General features: G+C 64.7%; 22 protein-coding genes and 2 riboswitches. Of the genes, 12 read left to right on the top strand and 10 right to left on the bottom strand.

The features are described from left to right. From Q0L25_RS06800 to Q0L25_RS06785, 4 genes are read right to left on the bottom strand one after another with little or no spacing between them, the layout of a single operon-like run. Entirely contained in the window at positions 1 to 633 is a 633-nt protein-coding gene (locus tag Q0L25_RS06800) for a CpaD family pilus assembly lipoprotein (RefSeq protein ID WP_296612736.1), read from the bottom strand. 21 nt (positions 634 to 654) lie between these two features. Further along, the gene (locus Q0L25_RS06795; RefSeq protein WP_296612735.1) at positions 655 to 2364 is read right to left on the bottom strand and encodes a pilus assembly protein N-terminal domain-containing protein; all 1710 of its coding nucleotides are present in this window, start codon (positions 2362 to 2364) and stop codon (positions 655 to 657) included. Next, positions 2364 to 3392: a Flp pilus assembly protein CpaB gene (cpaB, locus tag Q0L25_RS06790; protein ID WP_296612734.1), complete on the bottom strand. Its 1029-nt coding sequence runs from the start codon at positions 3390 to 3392 to the stop codon at positions 2364 to 2366. Before cpaB ends, Q0L25_RS06795 begins: the two co-directional genes overlap by 1 nt. 50 nt (positions 3393 to 3442) lie before the next feature. Beyond that, positions 3443 to 3913, bottom strand: a complete 471-nt coding sequence (locus Q0L25_RS06785; RefSeq protein WP_296612732.1) for a prepilin peptidase — start codon at positions 3911 to 3913, stop codon at positions 3443 to 3445. 49 nt (positions 3914 to 3962) lie between these two features. On the opposite strand from Q0L25_RS06785, the gene Q0L25_RS06780 reads away from it, so the two are divergent. From Q0L25_RS06780 to Q0L25_RS06770, 3 genes are read left to right on the top strand one after another with little or no spacing between them, the layout of a single operon-like run. Beyond that, positions 3963 to 4907 (top strand): alpha/beta fold hydrolase, encoded by a 945-nt coding sequence (locus Q0L25_RS06780; RefSeq protein WP_296612729.1) that lies wholly within the window; start codon positions 3963 to 3965, stop codon positions 4905 to 4907. After that, on the top strand, positions 4904 to 5998 hold the full coding sequence (locus tag Q0L25_RS06775) for an FAD-binding oxidoreductase (RefSeq protein WP_296612727.1): 1095 nt from the start codon (positions 4904 to 4906) through the stop codon (positions 5996 to 5998). The genes Q0L25_RS06780 and Q0L25_RS06775 overlap by 4 nt, the downstream gene beginning before the upstream one ends. 54 nt (positions 5999 to 6052) lie before the next feature. Continuing rightward, a complete protein-coding gene (locus tag Q0L25_RS06770) occupies positions 6053 to 6223 on the top strand; it encodes a DUF1508 domain-containing protein (RefSeq protein ID WP_296612725.1) in 171 nt (56 codons plus the stop codon). Between the two features lie 8 nt (positions 6224 to 6231). Here the strand turns inward: Q0L25_RS06770 and rnhA are convergent, their stop codons facing one another. The 3 genes from rnhA to ispH form a co-directional block, all read right to left on the bottom strand. Next, positions 6232 to 6699, bottom strand: coding sequence for a ribonuclease HI (rnhA, locus tag Q0L25_RS06765; RefSeq protein ID WP_296612723.1), 468 nt, complete (start codon positions 6697 to 6699; stop codon positions 6232 to 6234). Then, positions 6696 to 7667, bottom strand: coding sequence for a homoserine kinase (thrB, locus tag Q0L25_RS06760; RefSeq protein ID WP_296612721.1), 972 nt, complete (start codon positions 7665 to 7667; stop codon positions 6696 to 6698). The genes rnhA and thrB overlap by 4 nt, the downstream gene beginning before the upstream one ends. A gap of 133 nt (positions 7668 to 7800) precedes the next feature. Further along, entirely contained in the window at positions 7801 to 8757 is a 957-nt protein-coding gene (gene ispH / locus Q0L25_RS06755; RefSeq protein ID WP_296612719.1) for a 4-hydroxy-3-methylbut-2-enyl diphosphate reductase, read from the bottom strand. 369 nt (positions 8758 to 9126) lie between these two features. On the opposite strand from ispH, the gene Q0L25_RS06750 reads away from it, so the two are divergent. The 6 genes from Q0L25_RS06750 (at position 9127) to Q0L25_RS06725 (ending at position 15274) form a co-directional block, all read left to right on the top strand. Beyond that, positions 9127 to 9783: a hypothetical protein gene (locus tag Q0L25_RS06750; protein WP_296612718.1), complete on the top strand. Its 657-nt coding sequence runs from the start codon at positions 9127 to 9129 to the stop codon at positions 9781 to 9783. 129 nt (positions 9784 to 9912) lie between these two features. Then, positions 9913 to 10000, top strand: a riboswitch (glycine riboswitch). Beyond that, positions 10001 to 10104, top strand: a riboswitch (glycine riboswitch). It abuts the riboswitch before it with no gap. Between the two features lie 58 nt (positions 10105 to 10162). Continuing rightward, positions 10163 to 11290, top strand: a complete 1128-nt coding sequence (gcvT, locus tag Q0L25_RS06745) for a glycine cleavage system aminomethyltransferase GcvT (protein ID WP_296612716.1) — start codon at positions 10163 to 10165, stop codon at positions 11288 to 11290. Beyond that, on the top strand, positions 11290 to 11658 hold the full coding sequence (gene gcvH / locus Q0L25_RS06740) for a glycine cleavage system protein GcvH (protein WP_296612714.1): 369 nt from the start codon (positions 11290 to 11292) through the stop codon (positions 11656 to 11658). The genes gcvT and gcvH overlap by 1 nt, the downstream gene beginning before the upstream one ends. 100 nt (positions 11659 to 11758) lie before the next feature. Then, the gene (gene gcvPA / locus Q0L25_RS06735) at positions 11759 to 13117 is read left to right on the top strand and encodes an aminomethyl-transferring glycine dehydrogenase subunit GcvPA (protein WP_296612712.1); all 1359 of its coding nucleotides are present in this window, start codon (positions 11759 to 11761) and stop codon (positions 13115 to 13117) included. Next, complete coding sequence (gcvPB, locus tag Q0L25_RS06730) at positions 13114 to 14688, top strand: aminomethyl-transferring glycine dehydrogenase subunit GcvPB (RefSeq protein WP_296612711.1); 1575 nt, start codon at positions 13114 to 13116, stop codon at positions 14686 to 14688. Before gcvPA ends, gcvPB begins: the two co-directional genes overlap by 4 nt. A gap of 61 nt (positions 14689 to 14749) precedes the next feature. Further along, entirely contained in the window at positions 14750 to 15274 is a 525-nt protein-coding gene (locus Q0L25_RS06725; RefSeq protein ID WP_296612709.1) for a CcdC protein domain-containing protein, read from the top strand. Here Q0L25_RS06725 and Q0L25_RS06720 read toward each other — a convergent pair. Both Q0L25_RS06720 and Q0L25_RS06715 read right to left on the bottom strand, forming a co-directional pair. Beyond that, a complete protein-coding gene (locus Q0L25_RS06720; protein WP_296612895.1) occupies positions 15271 to 16155 on the bottom strand; it encodes a DMT family transporter in 885 nt (294 codons plus the stop codon). The genes Q0L25_RS06725 and Q0L25_RS06720 overlap by 4 nt on opposite strands. A gap of 80 nt (positions 16156 to 16235) precedes the next feature. Then, positions 16236 to 17024, bottom strand: a complete 789-nt coding sequence (locus Q0L25_RS06715) for a hypothetical protein (protein ID WP_296612707.1) — start codon at positions 17022 to 17024, stop codon at positions 16236 to 16238. A 102-nt stretch (positions 17025 to 17126) separates the two neighbouring features. Here Q0L25_RS06715 and Q0L25_RS06710 point away from each other — a divergent pair, with 102 nt between their 5' ends. From Q0L25_RS06710 to Q0L25_RS06700, 3 genes are all read left to right on the top strand, one after another. Further along, entirely contained in the window at positions 17127 to 18662 is a 1536-nt protein-coding gene (locus Q0L25_RS06710) for an aminoacyl--tRNA ligase-related protein (protein WP_296612704.1), read from the top strand. A gap of 116 nt (positions 18663 to 18778) precedes the next feature. Continuing rightward, complete coding sequence (locus Q0L25_RS06705; protein ID WP_296612703.1) at positions 18779 to 19207, top strand: hotdog fold thioesterase; 429 nt, start codon at positions 18779 to 18781, stop codon at positions 19205 to 19207. Positions 19208 to 19261: 54 nt separating this feature from the next. Continuing rightward, complete coding sequence (locus Q0L25_RS06700) at positions 19262 to 20161, top strand: PHB depolymerase family esterase (RefSeq protein WP_296612701.1); 900 nt, start codon at positions 19262 to 19264, stop codon at positions 20159 to 20161. A gap of 13 nt (positions 20162 to 20174) precedes the next feature. Here Q0L25_RS06700 and Q0L25_RS06695 read toward each other — a convergent pair whose 3' ends face one another. Further along, complete coding sequence (locus tag Q0L25_RS06695; RefSeq protein WP_296612700.1) at positions 20175 to 20486, bottom strand: PilZ domain-containing protein; 312 nt, start codon at positions 20484 to 20486, stop codon at positions 20175 to 20177. Positions 20487 to 20496: the final 10 nt, after the last annotated feature.

Here is a 20496-nt window from a genome sequence, read left to right as displayed (position 1 = left end):
TCATTTGCCTCCCGTCGATTCGGATTTGACTGTCGTTCCACCGGCCCCGGTCGGGGCGGCCCTGCGATACGTGCCGATAGCGCGGTTCGACGTGATCGGGTCGGTCGTGCCGTCGTCCGTCTGGCCGCGGACCAGATCCCTGGGATCGGCGACCATCGCGGCCAGGCTGGCGTTGCTCGCGCAGCCGAAATTGGACGTCGTGCTGCCTTCGAACTCACTGGATCCGCTGCGCGTGAAGTCGGGACAGCCGGGCACGGTGGCGACCGCGCGACTGACGACGACCCGCACCATGCCAGCCGCCAGCGGCGCGTTGGTGATCGGTGCGCGATCGGCTAGACGCATGCCGTAGCTTGAGACGATCGCCGCAATCTGGGCGCGGGCGCGAGAGTCGTACGGGTTGGGATCGTCGACGGAAATCTGGTCGCCGTAGTGTAACCGCATCGCGGAAAGCCAGCCGGCGACCCGTTCGGTTTCGCCTGGCGCCAGGCCAGCGGTGGTCGACTGCGCGTCGAATACGTAATCGGTGCGGCTGACCACCGGCTGTTTGATCGAGTCGACGCCCCGATTGAGCGTGCCGCAGCCGCCCAGCATCAGCGCGGGAGCGGCAAAAGCGGCGATGAGGATCGTACGCATGATCTGACTGTTCCTCGCGCGTTACAGGCTGAAGCCGGGAGTGGCGGGCTGATCGCCCTTTTTCGACTTCTTGGGCGGAAGTGCCTTCTTGTCAGCGGTCGCCGCATCGGAACTCGGCTGCGGCGTAGTCGGCGTTACCGGCACTGGCGCGCTGGCACCGATGGCGGGGCCGGCGACGTTGGGTACGGCCATAGTCGGCTTCGGCCGCTCACCACCGTTCGTGCCTTCACCCAGGCGGCCAAGGAAGACGCGGCCGAGATCGGTTGGCGCCTTGTAGCCGTCGGTCGGCAGGACGATCTGGTCGGCATTGACCGGCTTCACCAGATACGGAGTGATGACGATCATCAATTCGGTTTCGTTGCGCTTCCAACCGTTGGAGCGGAACAGCGCGCCGAGCACGGGGACGTCACCGATTCCGGGCGTCTTGGTGATCTGATTGTCGGTCGAATTCTGTAGCAGACCGCCGATCACCATCGATTGGCCCGAGCCGAGTTCGATCGTGGTTTCCGCGCGCCGGGTCGTCAGCGCCGGAATGGTGACGCCGCCGATCTGAACCGCGCCGGCCGCGGATAATTGCGACACTTCCGGGCGCACGCGCATCGAGATGCGGCCATCCGCCAATACGGTCGGCGTATAAGCGAGGCTGACGCCATATTGCTTGTATTCGACCGATACCGCGCCCAGGCCTTGGCTGACCGGGATCGGGATCTCCCCGCCGGCAAGGAACGATCCGGTCTCACCCGACAAGGCGGTCAGGTTCGGGTTGGCGAGCGTGGTTACCTGACCATCGGTTTCGCCGAGGTCGAGCGCGCCCAGGATATCCATGCCGAAAAGCTTGCCCAGTCCGCCGATCGTAGTTGTCTGCGGACCCGGCTGAATAGCGGTGCCCGGGGCCTGCACGATCTTCCCGGTGATCGGGTCGATCGTATAGCCTGTTACCGTGCCCAATCCGACGCTGAGCGGCAGGTTGGGATCGTTGGTCGCGGTCGTCGCGATTGAGCGGCCGTTCGAAATGCCGAACTTGAACCCGCCCGTGCCGTCGATCGTGCTGAGATTGCTGCCGATATTCTTGGCGAACGACTTGCTGACCTCAGCGATCTTGACTTGCAGATTGACCTGCAGTGGCGTCGCGGTGCGGAGTCGATTGACCACCCCGATCTTCAAAGGTGTCGTCGCGTTCGTGACGTCGATCCCCGGATTGAGCAATGCGGTCACGATCTGTTGCGCCTGCGCGACATCGGCCGGCGCCGCCACGGTGCCCGTGAGGATCGCGAGTTGGCCGACCGTGATGACCTTGATGTCGGCGTCCGGCATGGCCGCCTTCATCATGCGGTCGATCGAAGTCAGATTCTGTGCGACGCGGACATTGGTTGAATAGATGACCCGCCCGTTTGCCGCGGTGACGAATACCGTGGTTTCCCCGTAATCCTTGCCGAACAGGCGAATCTGGCGTGGATTGCTCACGTCGACGTCAGCGACGTTCGGATTGGCGACCCACACGTCTGCCGCCTCGGCGGGGAGGGTGATGACCTCACCCTGGCCGACCGAAAGCATCACTTCCGTCGTCGGGCGTTGCGTGCCTTGCGGCAGGCCGCGGACACGAGCGGGCTTGGCCGGAGCGCGGCTCGCTGTCTGCCGAGCGCCGCCCGCGGCCTCGACCGGCATGGTCGCTACCAGCGCGGTCGCGACGGTAGCCGCAACGATCCGGTTCAAAACGATTGTCGCTTGCATCACTTCTTCCCCCCACGACCGATCGGTACCTCGGTCACGTTGTTCCCGCGGACGATACGCACCGAGGGTCCCGTTACGGCCGGCGCTCCGCCGGGAATGCCCGCTGTTCCGCCGGCGGTCGTTCCGTCTGTGGCCTTGCCGGGCACGGTGCGACGCTGGAAGCGCGAGACGTCGGCGCCTGTGGCGAAAGTGGTCTTGCCGGCGATCGGCTGCGTATCGGCAGTTGCGAGCATTGCCTTTTCGGCCTTAGGATCTTTGCCGTCCGGCACCTTCACCGACCCCTCGGCGATTGCCTGATCAAGCTCTGACGCCGAATCGGCGAGCGGGCGCAGCACCAGCGACAGGTCGCCCAAAGTGCGTGCAACCGAAATCTTTTCGGCGATTGCCGGCGTTGCCTCGATCGTCACCATCGAAAAGTTGCGGACGACGGTCTTGCCTTGGTCGTCGACATCGCTGGTCGTGCGCTGGTCGGTCGCCAGCACGCGGAGATTCTTCATGATCGTCTCGGCCACCTTCAGCGGCGGGCCATCGCCGCCGCCAGGGACAGTCTGGGACAGCGTGAGGTCGACGCGGTCGCCCGGAAAGACGAAGCCTGCGACCGAATTCTCGTTGCGGACCGGAAAGGTGACCGCGCGCATGCCCGGTGTCAGCGCCGCGGCAAGGAAGCCGCGATCGCCCGGCTTGACCAACGACCCCTGAGTCAGCGGCTGCCCAGCGGTGATCACCGAGCGCACGACCGTGCCCTGGAGGCTCTTCGGATCGAACCCGTCCTTGCGAACATAATAGGCGTTCTCGACCAGCTCCTTCGGCCAAGGCTGGAACTTGAAGCTGGTCGCGTCCAGGATGGTGCCGATCGGCAGCGCCTTGGTCGCGACGAGCACTTCAGTGCCGGTCTGGACCGGTGCGATTGGGGCCTGGGCCACCGCTACGGGCGCACTCGATCCGACGATCAGGCTACGCGCCATGAACGCGGTGATGGCTGCGACGAAAAGCGCGCCAACCAGCAAAATGATTTTCCGACTATCCATGACGCTTCGTGCCCCGTTGTGGCGATGACCCCGGTTTGATCGCCGTTAATCTACGCAAAGTGGTTAAAGATCGGTTCACCGAGCGCGAGCATCGATGCCATGGCGATCGCCACGCCGTACGGCGTCTCGACAGCCCCAGGCGCTTTGCGGCGCCAATGGTCGAACATCATGATCAGCGTCAGCACGCCGCCGATGATCGACATGACCATCAGCATGAACAAAAGGGTTTGACCGGGAAGCCATAGCGCGAGCGCGCCGATCATCTTGACGTCGCCGCCGCCCATCCAGCCGAAGTGAAAGGCGCCGACAAACAGCGCGAACACGCCGACCGCGATCCCGACCTGCCATGCGACGTCGGCCCAGCCATAGCCTTGCGCCCACCACCAGACAGGCGCCATCAGCGCAATCGCTGCGTTCTTCCAATTGGCGATCTCTCTCGTGCGAGCGTCCTCGATGCCCGCGGCAAGCAGGATCAGAACGAGTGCTCCCCCGAGCACGTAAGACAGAATTCCCCAGCCCATCGGATCACAGACCTAGACGGCATGGCTTTCTAAAAAGTAACCAGAGTGGATGGTATCTTCCGAAACAGCGCGCCGAACCTATCCCGACGGCAGCTCGTTATCCTTCTGGACCGCCCCTGACGGCTGGCAATTGCGCCGCTTCGACTGGCCATCCGCCGCGGCCAAGCCGCGCGGATCGATCCTTTTCCAGGGCGGCCGCGGCGACATATTCGAGAAATATCTCGAAACCTTTCACCACTGGCACGATCAGGGCTGGACGATCACCTCGTTCGACTGGCGCGGCCAGGGTGGATCGGGGCGGTTGACCGACGATCCGCATGTCGGCGACATCGATCGTTTCGGCACGTACCTCGCCGATTACGGCGCGTTCTGGCGGGAATGGGCGGCCGCGACGCCGGGGCCGCATGTCGCCATGGGGCATTCGATGGGCGGCCACCTGGTCTGTCGCGCGCTGGCCAAGGTGATCGCCGAACCCGACGCGGCGGTCCTCATCGCACCGATGATGGGCTTGCATGCGCCGATCAGCGCCGGATTCGGCGAGCGCGTCGCAGAGATCGCAATGAAGCTCGGCAATCCGCAGCGTCGCGCGTGGAAGTCGAACGAAAAGCCCGGCACCACCGATTCGCGGCTGTCGCTGCTCACCCACGATCCCGACCGATATTCGGACGAACCGTGGTGGTGGGAGCAGAAGCCGGAGATCAAATTGGGCCCACCGAGCTGGCGCTGGGTGGTGCGTGCGTTCGAATCGACGCGGCGGCTGCGGGTCAGCCGACGTGTAAAGCTGGTCCGGACGCCGGTGCTCGTGCTCGTCGCCGAAGCCGACAAGCTGGTTCGCGCCGCCGACGCGATCAAGGTCGCGGGAATGCTGCCCGATGCCCGCGTCGTCCGGTTCGGCAATGAAAGCGCGCACGAAATCCTGCGCGAGGTTGACCCGGTCCGCAATCGCGCCTTGGGGGAAATCGACATTTTCCTTTCGGCACGGGCGCAGCAATGAGCGGTGATAAGATTTGGGACATCGCCATCATCGGCGCCGGGATCGCCGGCGCCGCGCTCGCGGCCGAGGTCGCGCCCCATACCAGCGTCCTGATTCTCGAGGCGGAGGACGTCGCCGGCTATCACGCCACCGGACGATCCGCGGCCTTCTGGGAAGAGACCTATGGCGGACCTGCGGTCCAACCACTGACTGCCGCCTCGCGCTCGCGCCTGGAGGACGGCGGCTTTCTCCAGCCGCTGGGCTCGCTGCATATCGGGCGCGAGCACGAACGTGCTCAGATCGAAGCGATGCTGGCGCAGTTCGCCGGCAGCGGCGTCGATCTTTCGCTGGTCGATCCGCGCGAGCGTATTCCCGGCCTGCGTTCGGAATGGAATCTGGCGGTGTGGGAGCCTAGCTGCGCCTATATCGACGTCGCGGGTCTTCACGCCGCGGCTTTATCGCGCGCCAAAAAGGCTGGTGCGGAGCTGGTGCTGGACGCGGCGCTGACTGCTGCGAGCCAAAGCGGTGATGGCTGGCAACTCGAAACCAAGGCCGGGAATTTCGCTGCAAGGATATTGGTCAACGCGGCCGGCGCCTGGGCCGATCAAGTCGCGGCAATGGCCGGCGCCGCGCCGATCGGCATCCAGCCGCTGCGCCGCGCGCTCGCGCAGCTCCGCGTGGATCCGCCGGTCCCGGACGACGCGCCGCATGTCGCGCACATCGGCGGGGAGTTCTATTTCAAGCCGGAATCGGGTGGGCGAATTTGGCTGAGCCCGCATGACGAGGTGCCAAGCGAGCCCGGCGACGTACAGCCCGAGGAAATCGATATCGCGATCGCGATCGATCGGCTCGAACAGGTCGTCGACTGGAAAATCGAGCGCGTCGAACGCAGTTGGGCCGGCTTGCGCAGCTTCGCGCCAGATCGCCTGCCGGTCTATGGCTTCGACAATCATGTCCCCGGCTTCTTCTGGTGCGCGGGGCAGGGCGGTTTCGGCATCCAGACCGCGCCGGCGGCATCTTTGGTCGCGGCATCCTTGCTGCTCGGTGTCGCGCCGGATCCGCTCGTCGCTAAAATTGACCGGCATCGTTACAGCCCCGCCCGGTTCCGCTAGCGAAAGGGGCACGCTGCCGCTAACCTGTGTTAATCGTCAAACGCGGAGGGCCTCGTGGCGCACAAGTTCGTGATCGAGCAGAACAAGGCCGGCGAGTACGTCGCCAAGTTCAAGTACAATAACGAGATCATCTTCTGGACCGAGGGCTATTCGTCGAAGGCGAGCGCGCAGAATGCGATCGACTCGATCAAGAAGAATGGCCCCGACGCTCCCGTCGAAGGCTGAATCCCGGTCTACGCGGCGGGACGTGTGCCAACGCGCCCCGTTGCCAGCGCCGCGTCGCTGGCCAGCTTGTCGGCGCGCTCATTGTCGGGATGTCCGGCATGACCCTTCACCCACACCCATTCGACGCGATGCGGTGCCGCCGCCTCGATCAGCTTTTGCCACAGGTCGGCGTTCTTGACCGGCTTCTTGTCGGATGTCTTCCAGCCGTTCCTGCGCCAGCCGTGGATCCATTTGGTCAGCCCGTCCATCACGTAGCGGCTGTCGGTCGACAGCGTCACGCGGCACGGGCGTTTGAGCGCGTTGAGCCCCTCGATCGCTGCCGTAAGCTCCATGCGGTTGTTGGTGGTCAGCGCCTCGCCGCCCGACAATTCCTTCTCACGGGCGCCCATGCGGATCAGCACGCCCCAGCCACCCGGCCCGGGATTGCCCTTGCACGCACCGTCGGTCGCGATTTCGACATGGCTCAATTCGGTCATACGTTCAGTTCGGCCAACACCTTAGAATGGTCGGCGTACCACTCGTAGCGCCGCCAATAGGCGAGCGGATCCTTGCGTGTCACGAGGGCGTCGGCGGGTGTATTGAGCCAATCCCATGCGCGCGACAGCATGAAGCGGACGCAGGCTCCCTTGCACAGGACCGGCAGACAGGCCCGTTCAGCATCGCTCAGCGGATGTCCAGAATGATACCCGCGTAATAGCGATCGACCGACACCCTGATCGAGCGGTTCGCCAGCGGCGTCGAATGCCCAGGCTGTATGCATGACGGCGAGGTCGTAGGCGCGAATGTCGGTGCATGCGAAGTAGAAGTCGATCAGTCCCGTCACAGTGTCGCCGGACATCAACACATTGTCCGGAAAAAGATCCGCATGAATGGCGGCTTTTGGCAAATGACCTTCAGGAGGCCAGAATGCGAGAACCTCATCAAGCGCCCAATTCAGATCGCGCGCAAAGTCCGGCCTGATATCGTCCAGAGCGTGCTCGCACTTTTCGAACAAAGGGCGCCACGTATCTACGCCCATCGAATTCGTTCTCGTCGGCGCGAAATCGGCGAGCGCGCGGTGCATGTCCGCCATCGCTCTGCCGGCCGCGCTTGCTTGCGCAGGCGTCGGGCTCGACAGCGATACGCCAGGCAGGAACTTGATCAGGCAGGCAGGACGCCCCGCCAGCGTCTGGATCTCAACGCCATTTCGGTCTTTTATGGCCGGCGGTACCGGCTGGCCGCGATCGGCAAGGTGGTCGAGCATCGCCAGAAAGAAAGGCAGATCATCTGCCTCGACGCGCTTTTCGTACAGCGTCAGGATGAAGCGGCCCTTGGTCGTGTCGATCAGATAGTTCGAATTCTCGACCCCCTCGGCGATGCCCTTGGCCGAGACCAGCTCGCCGACATCGTAGCGCAGCAGGAATTCCTCCAGCGCTTCGGCCGAAACATGCGTGTAGACTGCCAAACCCTGTTCCCTATCCGTCATCCCCGCGAAAGCGGGGACCCACCTCGTGCCCGAACGGCAAGCAACACGGTTGCGGTTATGCGCGCGCGTTCGAGAGATGGGTCCCCGCTTTCGCGGGGATGACGAGGAGGCATCACGCCGCCGCCTCTAGCCCGCGCGGGAGCTTGAACGTGATCGTTTCCTGCGTCGTCTCGACTTCGCGTTCGGTCACCTCGAAGCGTTCGGAAAGCCTGTCGATCAGTTCGCGCACCAATTGCTCGGGCGCCGATGCGCCGGCGGTGATGCCCAGAGTATTTACGCCGTCGAGGAATCCCCAATCGAGTTCGCTCGCGCGTTGGATCAGCCGCGCCGGAATGCCCTGGCGTTCCGCTACCTCGACCAGCCGCAACGAGTTGGACGAATTGGGCGCCCCGATCACCAGTACGGCATCGCATGCACCGGCAATCGCCTTGATCGCGGCCTGGCGATTAGAGGTCGCGTAACAGATATCCTCCCCGCGGGGCGCCTGGATGGCGGGAAATTTCGCATGGAGCGCGGCGACGACTTCTGCAGTGTCGTCGACCGACAAGGTCGTCTGGGTCAGGAACGACAGGATCTCGGGATCGCGTGGGGAAAAGGCGGCCACGTCGGCGACCGTCTCGATCAACGTCATCGACCCTTCAGGCACCTGGCCGAACGTGCCGATCACTTCGGGATGGCCGGCGTGACCGATGAACACGATATGCCGGCCCGACGCGACCAGCCGTTCGGCCTGGCGGTGCACCTTGCTGACGAGCGGGCAGGTCGCGTCGAGATAGGACAGGCCGCGCTCCGCGGCCTTGGTCGGGACGGCCTTGGGCACGCCGTGCGCGCTGAACACCACAGGCACGCCATCAGGCACTTCGTCGAGTTCTTCGACGAAGATCGCGCCCTTGGCCCTGAGGGTGTCGACGACGAATTTGTTGTGCACGATTTCGTGCCGGACATAGACGGGCGCCCCGTATTTCTCGATGGCCAGCTCGACGATGCGAATCGCGCGATCGACGCCGGCGCAGAAACCGCGCGGCGCCGCGATCAGCAGCTCGAGAGCTTTTTTCGGGGTGGAAGCCATGGCGGGCGCTCTACGCGATTGCTCGGCTGAGGCAAAGGCGGTTTGCGGAGCGAGTTGTCGTCGCGATCGTCAAGCGGATGATCGGGCACGACTATTGCGGTCCAACTCTGTCCGCTCGTCTTGCTCGATACATCAGAGAACGCCTTCAAGACGCAGAGCGCCATGCGCGAGGTCCAATTCGTGTCGAGGCCAGCGATATCGCCCGCAAAGAGGGGTGGCGTTTCGGCCGGTCGCGGCCCGTCGACGAAACGCGCGCGCGCCTGTTGCCGCGCTCGGGTTGCGACCCTATGGTGACGCCCGCTTTATGTAGGGGTCAGGGGCCATGGCGCGTGCCGCGGCCCCTTCCCGTGTCGAAAAGGTCTGCCGTTCGTGTCACCCCGCTTTCTTGCCGCTCCGATCGCTCTCGCGCTGGTCCTTGGCGGCTGCGCCAGCCGTGGCGAGCTCGACATTTCCGAATCGGGTGCGGGCGTAACCGCGGTGCGCACGCCGTGCCCGACGGTCGGCGTGCCGGCGGGGACCGGCGATCTTACCACGTTCGACCCCGCGACCAGCCGCGAAGCCACCGCGATCGATGTGGTCGCGGCGATGACCGACGTGCGTTCGACCTGCAACAATGACGGCGCCAGCCCGCAGGTCGTCACCAACATCACCTTCACCGTGCTTGCGCGGCGGACTCGTGCCGATGGCGCGCGCGACGTGACCTTGCCCTATTTCGTCACCGTGGTTCAGGGCGGCAACGCCGTCGTCGCCAAGCGTGTCGGACGGGTGGTCGTTCATTTCGATGCCGGCCAGACGCGGGCGAGCACCAACGGATCGGCCACCGCCAGCGTCGACCGCTCTGCAGCGACATTGTCGGACGAGGTCAAGCGCCGCATCACCGAGAAGCGCAAGGCGGGCCGCGAATCCGCTGCGGTCGACCCGCTGAGTGCGCCCGACGTGCGCAACGCCGTGTTGCGCGCGACGTTCGAGGCGCTGGTCGGTTTCCAGCTCACCGACGACCAGCTGAAGTACAACGCGACGCGCTAACAAGGTCGTCACCCCAGCGAAAGCTGCGGTCTCGTGCAGCATTCTATTGCTTGAGATCCCAGCTTTCGCTGGGATGACGGTTTTGGTCGATTGACTCGCTTGCTGCACCGCGTCACAGCATGTCCAGTCGCTGACGACGCGGGAGAGCGCAGGGAGACCTGCCGCCGAAGGAGCAACCGCCCCGGAATCTCTCAGGCAAACGGACCGCGTTTGTCGACAGCGACGCTCTGGAAAGCGTGCGGGTTCGCCCGTGCCACCGAAGGGGTAAGCCGGGCCGTCAGGCAGGTGAAAGCTCTCAGGTTCCGTGACAGAGGGGGCGGCGGATATTCGGTCCTGATGGGCCGTTGTCGCGCCGTCATCTGTTATCGGGAGACCGGGTGTGAGCGACGAAGCCGAAACCGAGATCGAACTGCAGACGCTTCCGCTCGATGCCTGGCATCGCGCCCGCGGCGGGCGAATGGTGCCGTTCGCCGGCTATCATATGCCGGTCCAGTATGAAGGCATCATGGCCGAGCATCTCTGGACGCGCGAATCGGCCGGATTGTTCGATGTCAGCCATATGGGCCAACTGTTGCTCAGCGGCCCCGATCTCGACGCCGAACTCGAGAAGCTGATCCCCGCGGACGTGAAGGGTGTGAAGCTTCACGGCCAGAAATATTCGCTACTGCTTGCCGACAATGGCGGGATCCTCGACGACCTCATGTTCACGCGGTGGGAAGACGGCATCTACATGGTCGTCAACGGCGCGGTGAAATATGACGACATCGCGCATTTGCGCGATCACCTGCCCGACGAAATCACGCTCAATCACATGGACGACCAGGCATTGCTGGCGCTGCAAGGGCCGAAGGCGGTCGAAGCGCTCAGCCGGCTGGTGCCGGATGTCGCCGACCTCGTCTTCATGACCGGCGGTCGTTTCGACTGGAATGACGTGCCGCTGTGGATCAGTCGCTCGGGCTATACCGGCGAGGACGGGTTCGAGATTTCGGTGCCCGGCGACAAGGCCGAGGCGCTTGCCGACGCGCTCTGCGCCCAACCGGAAGTGAAGCCCATCGGTCTCGGTGCCCGCGATTCGCTCAGGCTCGAAGCCGATCTGCCGCTCTACGGCCACGATCTCGATCCCGAGACGACGCCGCTGATGGCGGCGCTTGGTTTCGCGGTCGCCAGCAAGCGCCGGCGCGAGGAAGCCAATTTCCCCGGCGCCGAGCGCGTCTTGCTCGAACGCGAGCAGGGCCCGGTGGTCAAGCGCGTCGGCCTGCTCGTCGAGGGTCGCCAGCCGGTCCGTGAAGGCGCCGCGGTGCTGGACGCCGACGGCTCGGAAGTGGGCAAGGTCACGTCGGGTGGCTTCGCGCCCACGCTCGGCGCGCCGATCGCGATGGCGTACGTTCCCGCCGCGATGGCCGAGGTCGGCACCAAGATTCAGCTCAATCAGCGCGGCAAGGTCCATGAAGCGACCGTCGCGGTAATGCCCTTCGTTCCCCACCGTTACGTCAGAGGAAGCAAGTAATGCGCTACTTCACCGAAGATCATGAATGGGTCGATGTCGACGGCGATATCGGCACCGTCGGCATCACCGATTACGCCCAGGGCCAGCTCGGCGACATCGTGTTCGTAGACGTGCCGGAAGAAGGCAAGGCCGTGACCAAGGGCGACGAAGCCGCGGTGGTCGAGTCGGTCAAGGCTGCGTCGGACGTCTATTCGCCGGTGTCGGGTACGGTGATCGAGGGCAATGCCGAGCTCGCCGACAATCCCGGGCTGGTCAATGAGGACGCTGATGGCGAGGGCTGGTTCTTCAAACTGACGCTGAGCGATCCGAGCGAGCTCGAAGGCTTGATGGACGAAGCCAAATACGACGCGTTCGTCGCGAAGCTGTGATTTCGGGCGTCGCCCCGGCGGAGGCCGGGGCCGCTTCGTGATGGAGCGAGCCGACCCAACCTAGCGGCCCCGGCCTCCGCCGGGGCGACGGGAAACTGAATTGCGCTATCTTCCGCTGACCCAGCCCGATCGCGAAGCGATGCTCGCCACGATCGGCGCCAAGACGATCGACGATCTGTTCGTCGATGTGCCCGCCATCGCTCGACTCGACGGGCCGATCCGCGATCTGCCGATGCATGCCAGCGAATTGGCGGTCGAACGGCACATGACGGCGCTCGCGCGCAAGAACCTGACCGCGGGCGAGGCGCCGTTCTTCCTCGGTTGCGGGGCTTATCGCCATCACGTACCGGCCTCGGTCGATCATCTGATCCAGCGCGGCGAGTTCCTGACCGCCTATACGCCGTATCAGCCCGAGATCGCGCAGGGCACGCTGCAGATGCTGTTCGAGTTCCAGACGCAGGTCGCGCGCCTGCTCGGGACTGACGTCGCCAATGCGTCGATGTACGACGGCTCGACCGCCTGCTGGGAAGCGATCGGCATGGCGCGGCGCATCACCAAGCGCGGCAAGGCGCTCCTGTCGGGCGGCCTCCACCCGCATTACGTATCGGTCGCCAAGACGATGGCCAAATATACCGGCGATCAGCTCGAGACGTCGCTTCCGACGCTGTCTGCCGAAACCGATATCGACGGCCTGATCGCGGCGATCGACGACGATACGTCGTGCGTCGTCGTGCAATATCCGGACATTCTCGGCCGCGTCGCCGACCTCCGGCCGCTGGCCGATGCCGCCCACGCTAGGAAGGCGCTGCTGATCGCGGTGGTGACCGAGCCGGTCGCGTTGGGCGCGCTCAAGTCGCCGGGCGAGATGGATGCCGATATCGTAGTCGGCGAGGGTCAGTCGATCGGCGTCGGGCTGCAATTCGGCGGCCCCTATGTCGGGCTGATGGCCTGTAAGGAAAAGTATATCCGTCAGATGCCGGGCCGTTTTTGCGGCGAGACGGTCGATGCCGAGGGCAAGCGCGGCTTCGTGCTCACCTTGTCGACCCGCGAGCAGCATATCCGCCGAGAGAAGGCTACCTCGAACATCTGCACCAATAGCGGGCTTTGCGCCTTGGCTTTCTCGATCCACATGACCTTGCTGGGCGAGGCGGGGCTGCGTGCGCTCGCCGCCACCAACCATGCCGGCGCGGTCGCTGCCGCGGCGCGGCTGGCCAAGGTCCCGGGGGTCGAATTGGTCAATGACAGCTTCTTCAACGAATTCACGCTGAAGCTGTCGAAGGAAGCCAGACCGGTCGTTCGTGCCCTGGCCGACAAGGGCATTCTGGCCGGCGTATCGCTCGGACGGCTCTATCCCGGTGCCGACGGACTCGCCAACGGGCTGGTCGTCGCTGTCACCGAAACCACTACGTCGGAGGACGTCGAGACGCTTGCCTCCGCGCTCGAGGAGGCGCTGGCATGAGCAATATCAATCAGAGCGGCTGGCGCCCGACCGCCCCCGAAGCCGGCGAGGGATCGACCGGCACCTTCACTGGCAACCGCGCGCTGATGCTTGAAGAACCGCTGATCTTCGAGATCGGCTCGACCGAGACGTCCGGCGTCGAAGTCGCGGAGCCCGCAAAAGTCGAAACGCGCCTGGGCGGTCTCGCCCGGAATACGCCGATCGGCTTGCCGGGCCTGTCCGAGCCGGAAACGGTGCGGCATTATACCCGCCTCAGCCGTCAGAATTACGCGATCGATCTCGGCCTGTTTCCGCTCGGATCGTGCACGATGAAGCACAATCCGCGCCTGAACGAGAAGATGGCGCGGCTGCCCGGCTTCGCCGACGTCCATCCGCTCCAGCCGGTCGATACCGTGCAGGGCGCCTTGGGCGTCATCAACGAGCTGGCGGTGTGGCTGATCGAGCTTACCGGCATGCACGGCGTGGCGATGACGCCCAAGGCGGGCGCGCATGGCGAATTGTGCGGCATCCTGTGCATCAAGGCCGCGCTCGAAGCGAAGGGCGAGGGCCACCGCAAGGTCATCCTGGTTCCCGAATCGGCGCATGGCACCAATCCGGCGACCGCCGCCTTTGCCGGCTACACAGTCGAGGATATTCCCGCGACCGCGGAAGGCCGCGTCGATGTCGAGGCCCTCAAGGCGCGGCTCGGACCGGATGTCGCGGGCGTGATGATCACCAACCCCAATACCTGTGGCCTGTTCGAGCGCGAGATGAGGACGATCTCGGACGCGGTTCATGCGGCCGGCGGGTTCGTCTACTGCGACGGAGCCAATTTCAACGCGATCGTCGGACGCGTGCGGCCGGGCGATCTCGGCATCGACGCGATGCATATCAACCTGCACAAGACCTTCTCGACGCCGCATGGCGGCGGCGGGCCGGGCTCCGGACCGGTGGTGCTGTCGAAGGCCTTGTCGCCTTACGGCCCGTTGCCGTTCACCGAGCGCCACGCCGATGGCCACATCACCTTGGTCGAGGAGGAAACGGTCGGCGACCGCCATCCGCACAGCTTCGGGCGGATGTGCGCCTTCAACGGTCAGATGGGGATGTTCACGCGCGCGCTGACTTATATCCTCAGCCACGGCGCCGACGGCCTGCGCCAGGTTGCGGAGGATTCGGTGCTCAACGCCAATTACATCCTTCGCAGCCTGGAGGACACGCTCGACGCGCCGTTCGCGGGCTCGGGGCCGTGCATGCACGAGGCGATCTTCTCCGATGACGGCCTGCCCGAAGGCTTCTCGACGATCGACATTGCCAAGGGGCTGATCGACGAGGGCTATCATCCGATGACGATGTATTTCCCGCTCGTCGTGCATGGCGCGATGCTGGTCGAACCGACCGAAACCGAATCCAAGGCGGCGCTCGATCAGTTCATCGGCGCGCTGCGCTCGGTTGCCGAACGCGCCAAGGCCGGCGATGAATCGCTTCGTTCCGCCCCGCATTTTGCGCCGCGCCGCCGCCTCGACGAGACGCTCGCGGCGAGGAAGCCGGTGCTGGTGTGGAAGGATCCGGAGCTGGCACAGGCGGCCGAATAACGCCTATTGCGAGAGTGAGTTAGTTTGCTATGACAGTCTCCGGGGTTTCTCGGGGACTATCATGCAACAGCAGCAGCTTGTCGGTTACGCCGTCACCACGGTCGTTGTTGTCGCGCTGCTGGCGTTCCGCTTGCGGCGGATGAGCCAGTTGCGCCGATTGCGGCTGGAAACGCTTTGGGTCGTCCCGGCCATCTATCTGATCTTCGCCGGTGTGATGTTCTATCAATTTCCGCCGACGACGATCGGCTGGGCGATCAGCGCCGCTGCGTTGCTGGCCGGGGCAGCGATCGGCTGGCAGCGCGGCAAGATGATGCAGATTCACGTCGATCCCGACACGCATATGCTCAACCAGAAGGCATCGCCTGCCGCGATGATCTTCATCGTCGTCCTGATCGCGGTGCGGATGGCGGCCAAGTCGGTCCTCGCAACTGGTGGCGGCACCGGTTTTCATGTCAGCACGATGATGGTGACCGATGTCTTGATCGCGCTCGCGCTCGGTCTGTTCGCGACCACCCGGCTGGAGATGTTCCTGCGCGCCCGGCGGATGCTCGACGAGGTGCGCGCCACGTCGCCGCTTCGTAGCTAGTCCGGGATCGCCTCGCTGACCTGGGGGTGCCGCGCGACGCGGTGCTCGCGCCAGACGATGTAGAGCCCGCTGGCGACGATCATCGGCGCGCCGACCCAGGTCCAGGGCGTCGGCAGCATGTCGAACAGTACCCAGCCGTAGAGCGTCGCCCAGATCAGGCTCGAATAGTCCATCGGCATGACCGCAGACACTGGCGCGTATTTGAGCGCGGCGGTAAAGGCGATCTGTCCCAGACCGCCGACCAGGCCCATGCCGATCAGCACCGCGAAGGTCGTGGCATCATGGCTGTGCGCGTAGAACGGATAGATCAGCACCAACGGCACCATCGACAGCGACGAGAACCAGAACACCGTCGTCACCGGCGCGTCGACCTTGCCGATCTGACGCAGTTGGATCGCGACCAGCGCGACGAACACCGCCGAGGTAAGCCCGACCAGCGCGCCGCCGATCGGAAAATGGCCGCTTCCCGGCTGGGTGACGATCAGCACACCAAGGAACCCCGCCGCGACCGCCGCCCAGCGGTGCCAGCCGGTCGGTTCCTTGAGCACCAGCGCGCCCAGGATGGTGGCGAAGATCGGTACGGTGAAGGCGAGGGTGGTCGCCTCGGCCAGCGGCAGCAACAGCACCGCGCCGAAATTGAACGCCATGCCGGTCAATCCCACCGCGGCGCGGATCACCTGGCCGCGAAAGGCGCGCGACTTAACCGCGCTCAGGCCGGGACCGGCGATCATCATATAGGCAAGCACGACCGGCACGGCGGCACCCTGCCGGAAGAACATGATCTCGGCGAGATTTGCGCCACGTGTCTCGGCGACCTTGATCAGCGCCGACAAGGTGGACAGCAGCAGCACCGCGAGCAGCCGCATCGCGATGCCGAGCATCACGCGATCGCTATGATTCTGCGGCACTGCCCCCATATCCTGGCCCATGCGCCGCACAGTCGCGCAGCACAAGGCGCCGGTCAGGGCTTGGCTGCGACGGTTTGGAGCATGAACGCGGTGAAGTTGTCCGCTCGGGCATCGGGCAATGCGTCGATGCCCTGCAGCAACGCGAGGCCAGCGCCACATTCGGCCCTGTCGGGCAGCGACGTTCCCGCCAGCAGCTTATTCACGTCTTCGCGATTCGAACCAACCTGCGTCGCTATCGACGCGCTTGCTTTGACATCCTCCAGGCTAGGCTTGGCGATGGCCCGCTTCACCGATTGGTCCCGGCCGGCCGCGGCGGTTGTCCAGGTCTTGATTTGGAACTCCGTCATTGCCGTCCTGACAGCCGATGTGGCTTTGGGCAGGTTGATGACACCGGTCTCGAAATAGGCGGCGCACGAGGCGACATCGTCGCTCTGCAACGCCTGCAATGTCGCAATCTCTGCTTTGCGATAGTCGGCAAGGGGCGCGTGCGGTGCCTGTCCGATCTCACCCAGGTGCCGTTTCATTGCTGCGAGCAGATAGGCGCGCCCGCCATTTACGATATCTTGTTTGCTTTGGAATTCGGCGCCGCGTCGCGCGAGCTCATTGGTCAGGCCGCTGAATTCGCTCGGATAGGTTTTTTGTAGCGTCTTGAACAACGAACCACTCTGCGGATCCTTCAACAGCTGTGCCTGTGCCGCCAATGGCGTCATCGGCGGCAGGCCGCCCATGATGCCAGCCAGCCCACCGGACATCTTCAAGAGGAACGCGGCGCCGAGGAGCGTCATCGCCACAGCGCCGTATTTGACGCCCTTATAGCCGTCAGGCCGCTCGTTATAGCTCATGAAATCCCCCCTTGCCCCTGCAACAGGGTAAGGGACCGATCCACCTTTCGGCAAGAGCGAGCGCTTGGACCGGGCAAACTTTCCGGCTATCGGCCCGCCATCATGATCAAGCACGCCCTCTCCGTCACCCGCGCCCAGAACTTCGCGGAATGGTACCAGACCGTCATTGCCGAGGCCGATATGGCCGAGGAAAGCGGAGTTCGCGGATGCATGGTCATGCGGCCATGGGGTTACGGTATCTGGGAGCGCATGCAGCGGCTGATCGACGACCGCATTCGCGCGCTCGGCTATGACAACACCTATTTCCCGCTGTTCATCCCGCTCTCCTATTTCGAGAAGGAAGCGGAGCATGTCGAAGGCTTCGCCAAGGAAATGGCGGTGGTCACGCATCACCGCCTGATCCCCGACGGCAAGGGCGGGCTGGTGCCCGACCCCGCCGCCAAGCTCGAAGAGCCGCTGATCGTCCGTCCGACTTCGGAAACGGTGATCGGCGCCGCGTTTGCGCGCTGGATCCAATCGTGGCGCGATCTGCCGGTGCAGATCAACCAATGGGCCAATGTCGTCCGCTGGGAAATGCGCACGCGCATGTTCCTGCGCACGTCGGAATTCCTGTGGCAGGAAGGTCATGCCGCCTACGCCTCGGCCGATCAGGCCAAGGCGGAAACGGCCAAGGCGCTCGAACTCTATCGCTCGTTCGCCGAGGAGTGCGTCGCGATGCCGGTAATCGCCGGGGAGAAACCGGAGAATGAGCGCTTCCCCGGGGCGGTCGAGACTTGGTCGATCGAGGCGATGATGCAGGACGGCAAGGCGCTCCAGGCGGGCACCAGCCACTTCCTCGGCACCCATTTCGCCGAGGCGCAGAACATACGCTTCCAGAACGCGGAGGGTCAGTTCGAGCCCGCCAATACGATCAGTTGGGGCATGTCGACGCGCATGGTCGGCGGGCTGATCATGACGCATGGCGACGATGACGGGCTGCGCGTGCCGCCACAGGTCGCGCCTTGGCAGATCGTGATCGTGCCGATGCTGCGCGACACTGACGAGGATGCCGCGCTGATCGACTATTGCCAGGGGATCCGCGATGCTTTGGTCAAGGAAATCGCGTTCGGCGAGCCGCTGCGCGTGTTGCTCGACCTCAAGGCGACCAAGTCGACCACCAAGCGCTGGAGCTGGATCAAGAAGGGCGCGCCGATCGTGATCGAGGTCGGCGGGCGCGACATGGCGGGCGGCAATGTCTCGCTGATCCGTCGCGATGCACTGTATCGCGAGGACGGCAAGCTTGACAGCGCGGTGGTGGCGAGGAACGATTGCGTGGCGCAGGCGGCGGCCTTGCTGACCGAAATCCAGCGCGGCCTCTATACCCAGGCGAAGCTGCGGCTTGACGGCAACATCGCGACCGATGTCACCGATATGGAGGGCCTCAAGGCGTTTTTCGCCGAGGGCGTGGAAAAGCCCGGCTGGGTACTCGCGCAATGGTCGAAGCCGACCGGAGCTGCGCTCGATCAGGTCGAGGCGCAGTTGAAAGCACTCAAGCTGACGCTGCGAAACACGCCGCGGGACGCAAAGCCGGCCGACGGCACCTGCATCTTCACCGGCGAGCCCGCGGTCGAGCGCGTGCTGATCGCCCGGGCTTACTAAAACCTCATCCCGGCCTTGTGCCGGGATGCGCGTGGCGGCAGGCGAGAAGCTCCAAGGCATAGTTGGCGGCACGGCAGACCCCGGCACAAGCCGGGGTGACCAATTGAGGAGAAGCAATGATCTGGTTCGGTGGCACCAAACCCGACCTAGCGGCGATGACCGCGATGGGCGCCAAGTCGATGCCCGGGCTGCTCGGGATCGAGTTCGTCGACGCTGGGGACGACTGGCTGTCGGCGCGCATGCCGGTCGACCACCGCACGCACCAGCCGTTCGGGCGACTGCACGGCGGCGCATCGGTAGCGCTGGCAGAGACGGTCGCGTCGGTCGGCGGCGCGATGACGCTCGACCCGTCGAAGCAGGTCACCGTCGGTATGGAGATCAACGCCAACCATATCCGTCCAGTGATGTCGGGCCATGTCACGGCGACCGCCAAGGCGGAGTCGCTCGGCCGCACCACGCAAATCTGGACGATCCGTATCACCGACGATGCCGGCAAGCTGATCTGCCTGTCGCGTATCACGCTGGCGGTGATCGCGGTCGCCTAGCGAAGGGCGGCGCCGCTTCGTCCGTTGGACAGCGCAGAAGGCAAGGGAGGCCGTATGCGCTGGATCTTGGTGGTGATGGGGATTGTCGGCATCGCATTGCAATTGCCGACCTCGGCGCCGGCGGCCGATGGACCGCTGGCGCCGCATCGTATCGGCAATCGCGACTATCAATTGTATGTCCCGCCGGGAGGCAGCGCGCGCCGGCCGCTGGTCATCGCGCTCCACGGCGGCGGCGGAAATGGTGCGCAACTCGCCAAATCGGCCGGGCTGATCGACAAGGCGGCAGAGGAAGGTTTCATCCTCGCCCTGCCCGAGGGGTCGTCGCGGTTCCGCAAGCTCCAGACATGGAATGCGGGCGGCTGCTGCGCCTATGCGATGCGCGAGAAGATCGACGATATCGGCTTCATCCGGTCGATGATCGACGAGCTCGAACGGACCCAGCCCATCGATCCCAAGCGTGTCTATGTCGTCGGCATGTCCAATGGCGGCATGATGACCGAGCGCGTGGCGATCGAGCTCGGTGATCGCATCGCCGGCGCGGCGGTGTTCGTCGGCGCGCTGTTCGGCAACGAGCCCAAACCGGTTACCTCTGTCCCGATGCTCATCGTCAACGCCGAGAAGGACGAGCAGGTACCGGTCGCCGGTGGAACGAGCACTACGGGCATCGTCCGCCGTGCTCAGGGCATGCCGTACAAGCCGTCACGCTACGCAGCGACCTTCTGGGCTGCGGCCAATCGTTGCACGACGAGCCCGACGAAGACCGAAACCGCCGATTATGTCCGCGAACGATGGACCGGTTGCGCGAGCGGCGCCGACGTCGACTTCTACATCATGAAAGGCGCCGAGCATGGCTGGCCGGGACGTGGTCTGGGAAGGCCGGGCGTGACGCGCAACACCGGCAAGATCGACGGCACGGCGCTGATGTGGGACTTTTTCGCCGCACATCACCGCTGAGGGTCGTATAAGGTCAGGCGATGCGGAGCGTCAGCGAGCGCATCATCTCGCGTTCGATCGGTTGGTCGAAGCGCGCCCCGATCAGCCCATTGGCGCACCAGATCACCGTAGCGGCGATCGGCGCGCTGCGATCGAACCGGAGCGTCAAGGGTTCGCCCTGTTCGGCTTCGATGCGGCTGGCGAGGTGGCAGCCGTAGATCGACAGCTGATGGAGCGCCGCCTTTCGGTGGCGCTTCACACTGGCATGCGCGACCGACAGGACCGGCTCCCGGTCATATTTGACGTCGGTTGCCCGGCGGCGAAAGTGCGAAAATGTCGTAGCCATCGTCCGGCCC

It is taken from the genome of Sphingomonas sp. (assembly GCF_024508665.1).
Lineage (GTDB): Bacteria > Pseudomonadota > Alphaproteobacteria > Sphingomonadales > Sphingomonadaceae > Sphingomonas.
The sequence above is the reverse complement of the archived record's forward strand: the minus strand, read 5'-3'. Positions and strand labels throughout refer to the sequence as shown.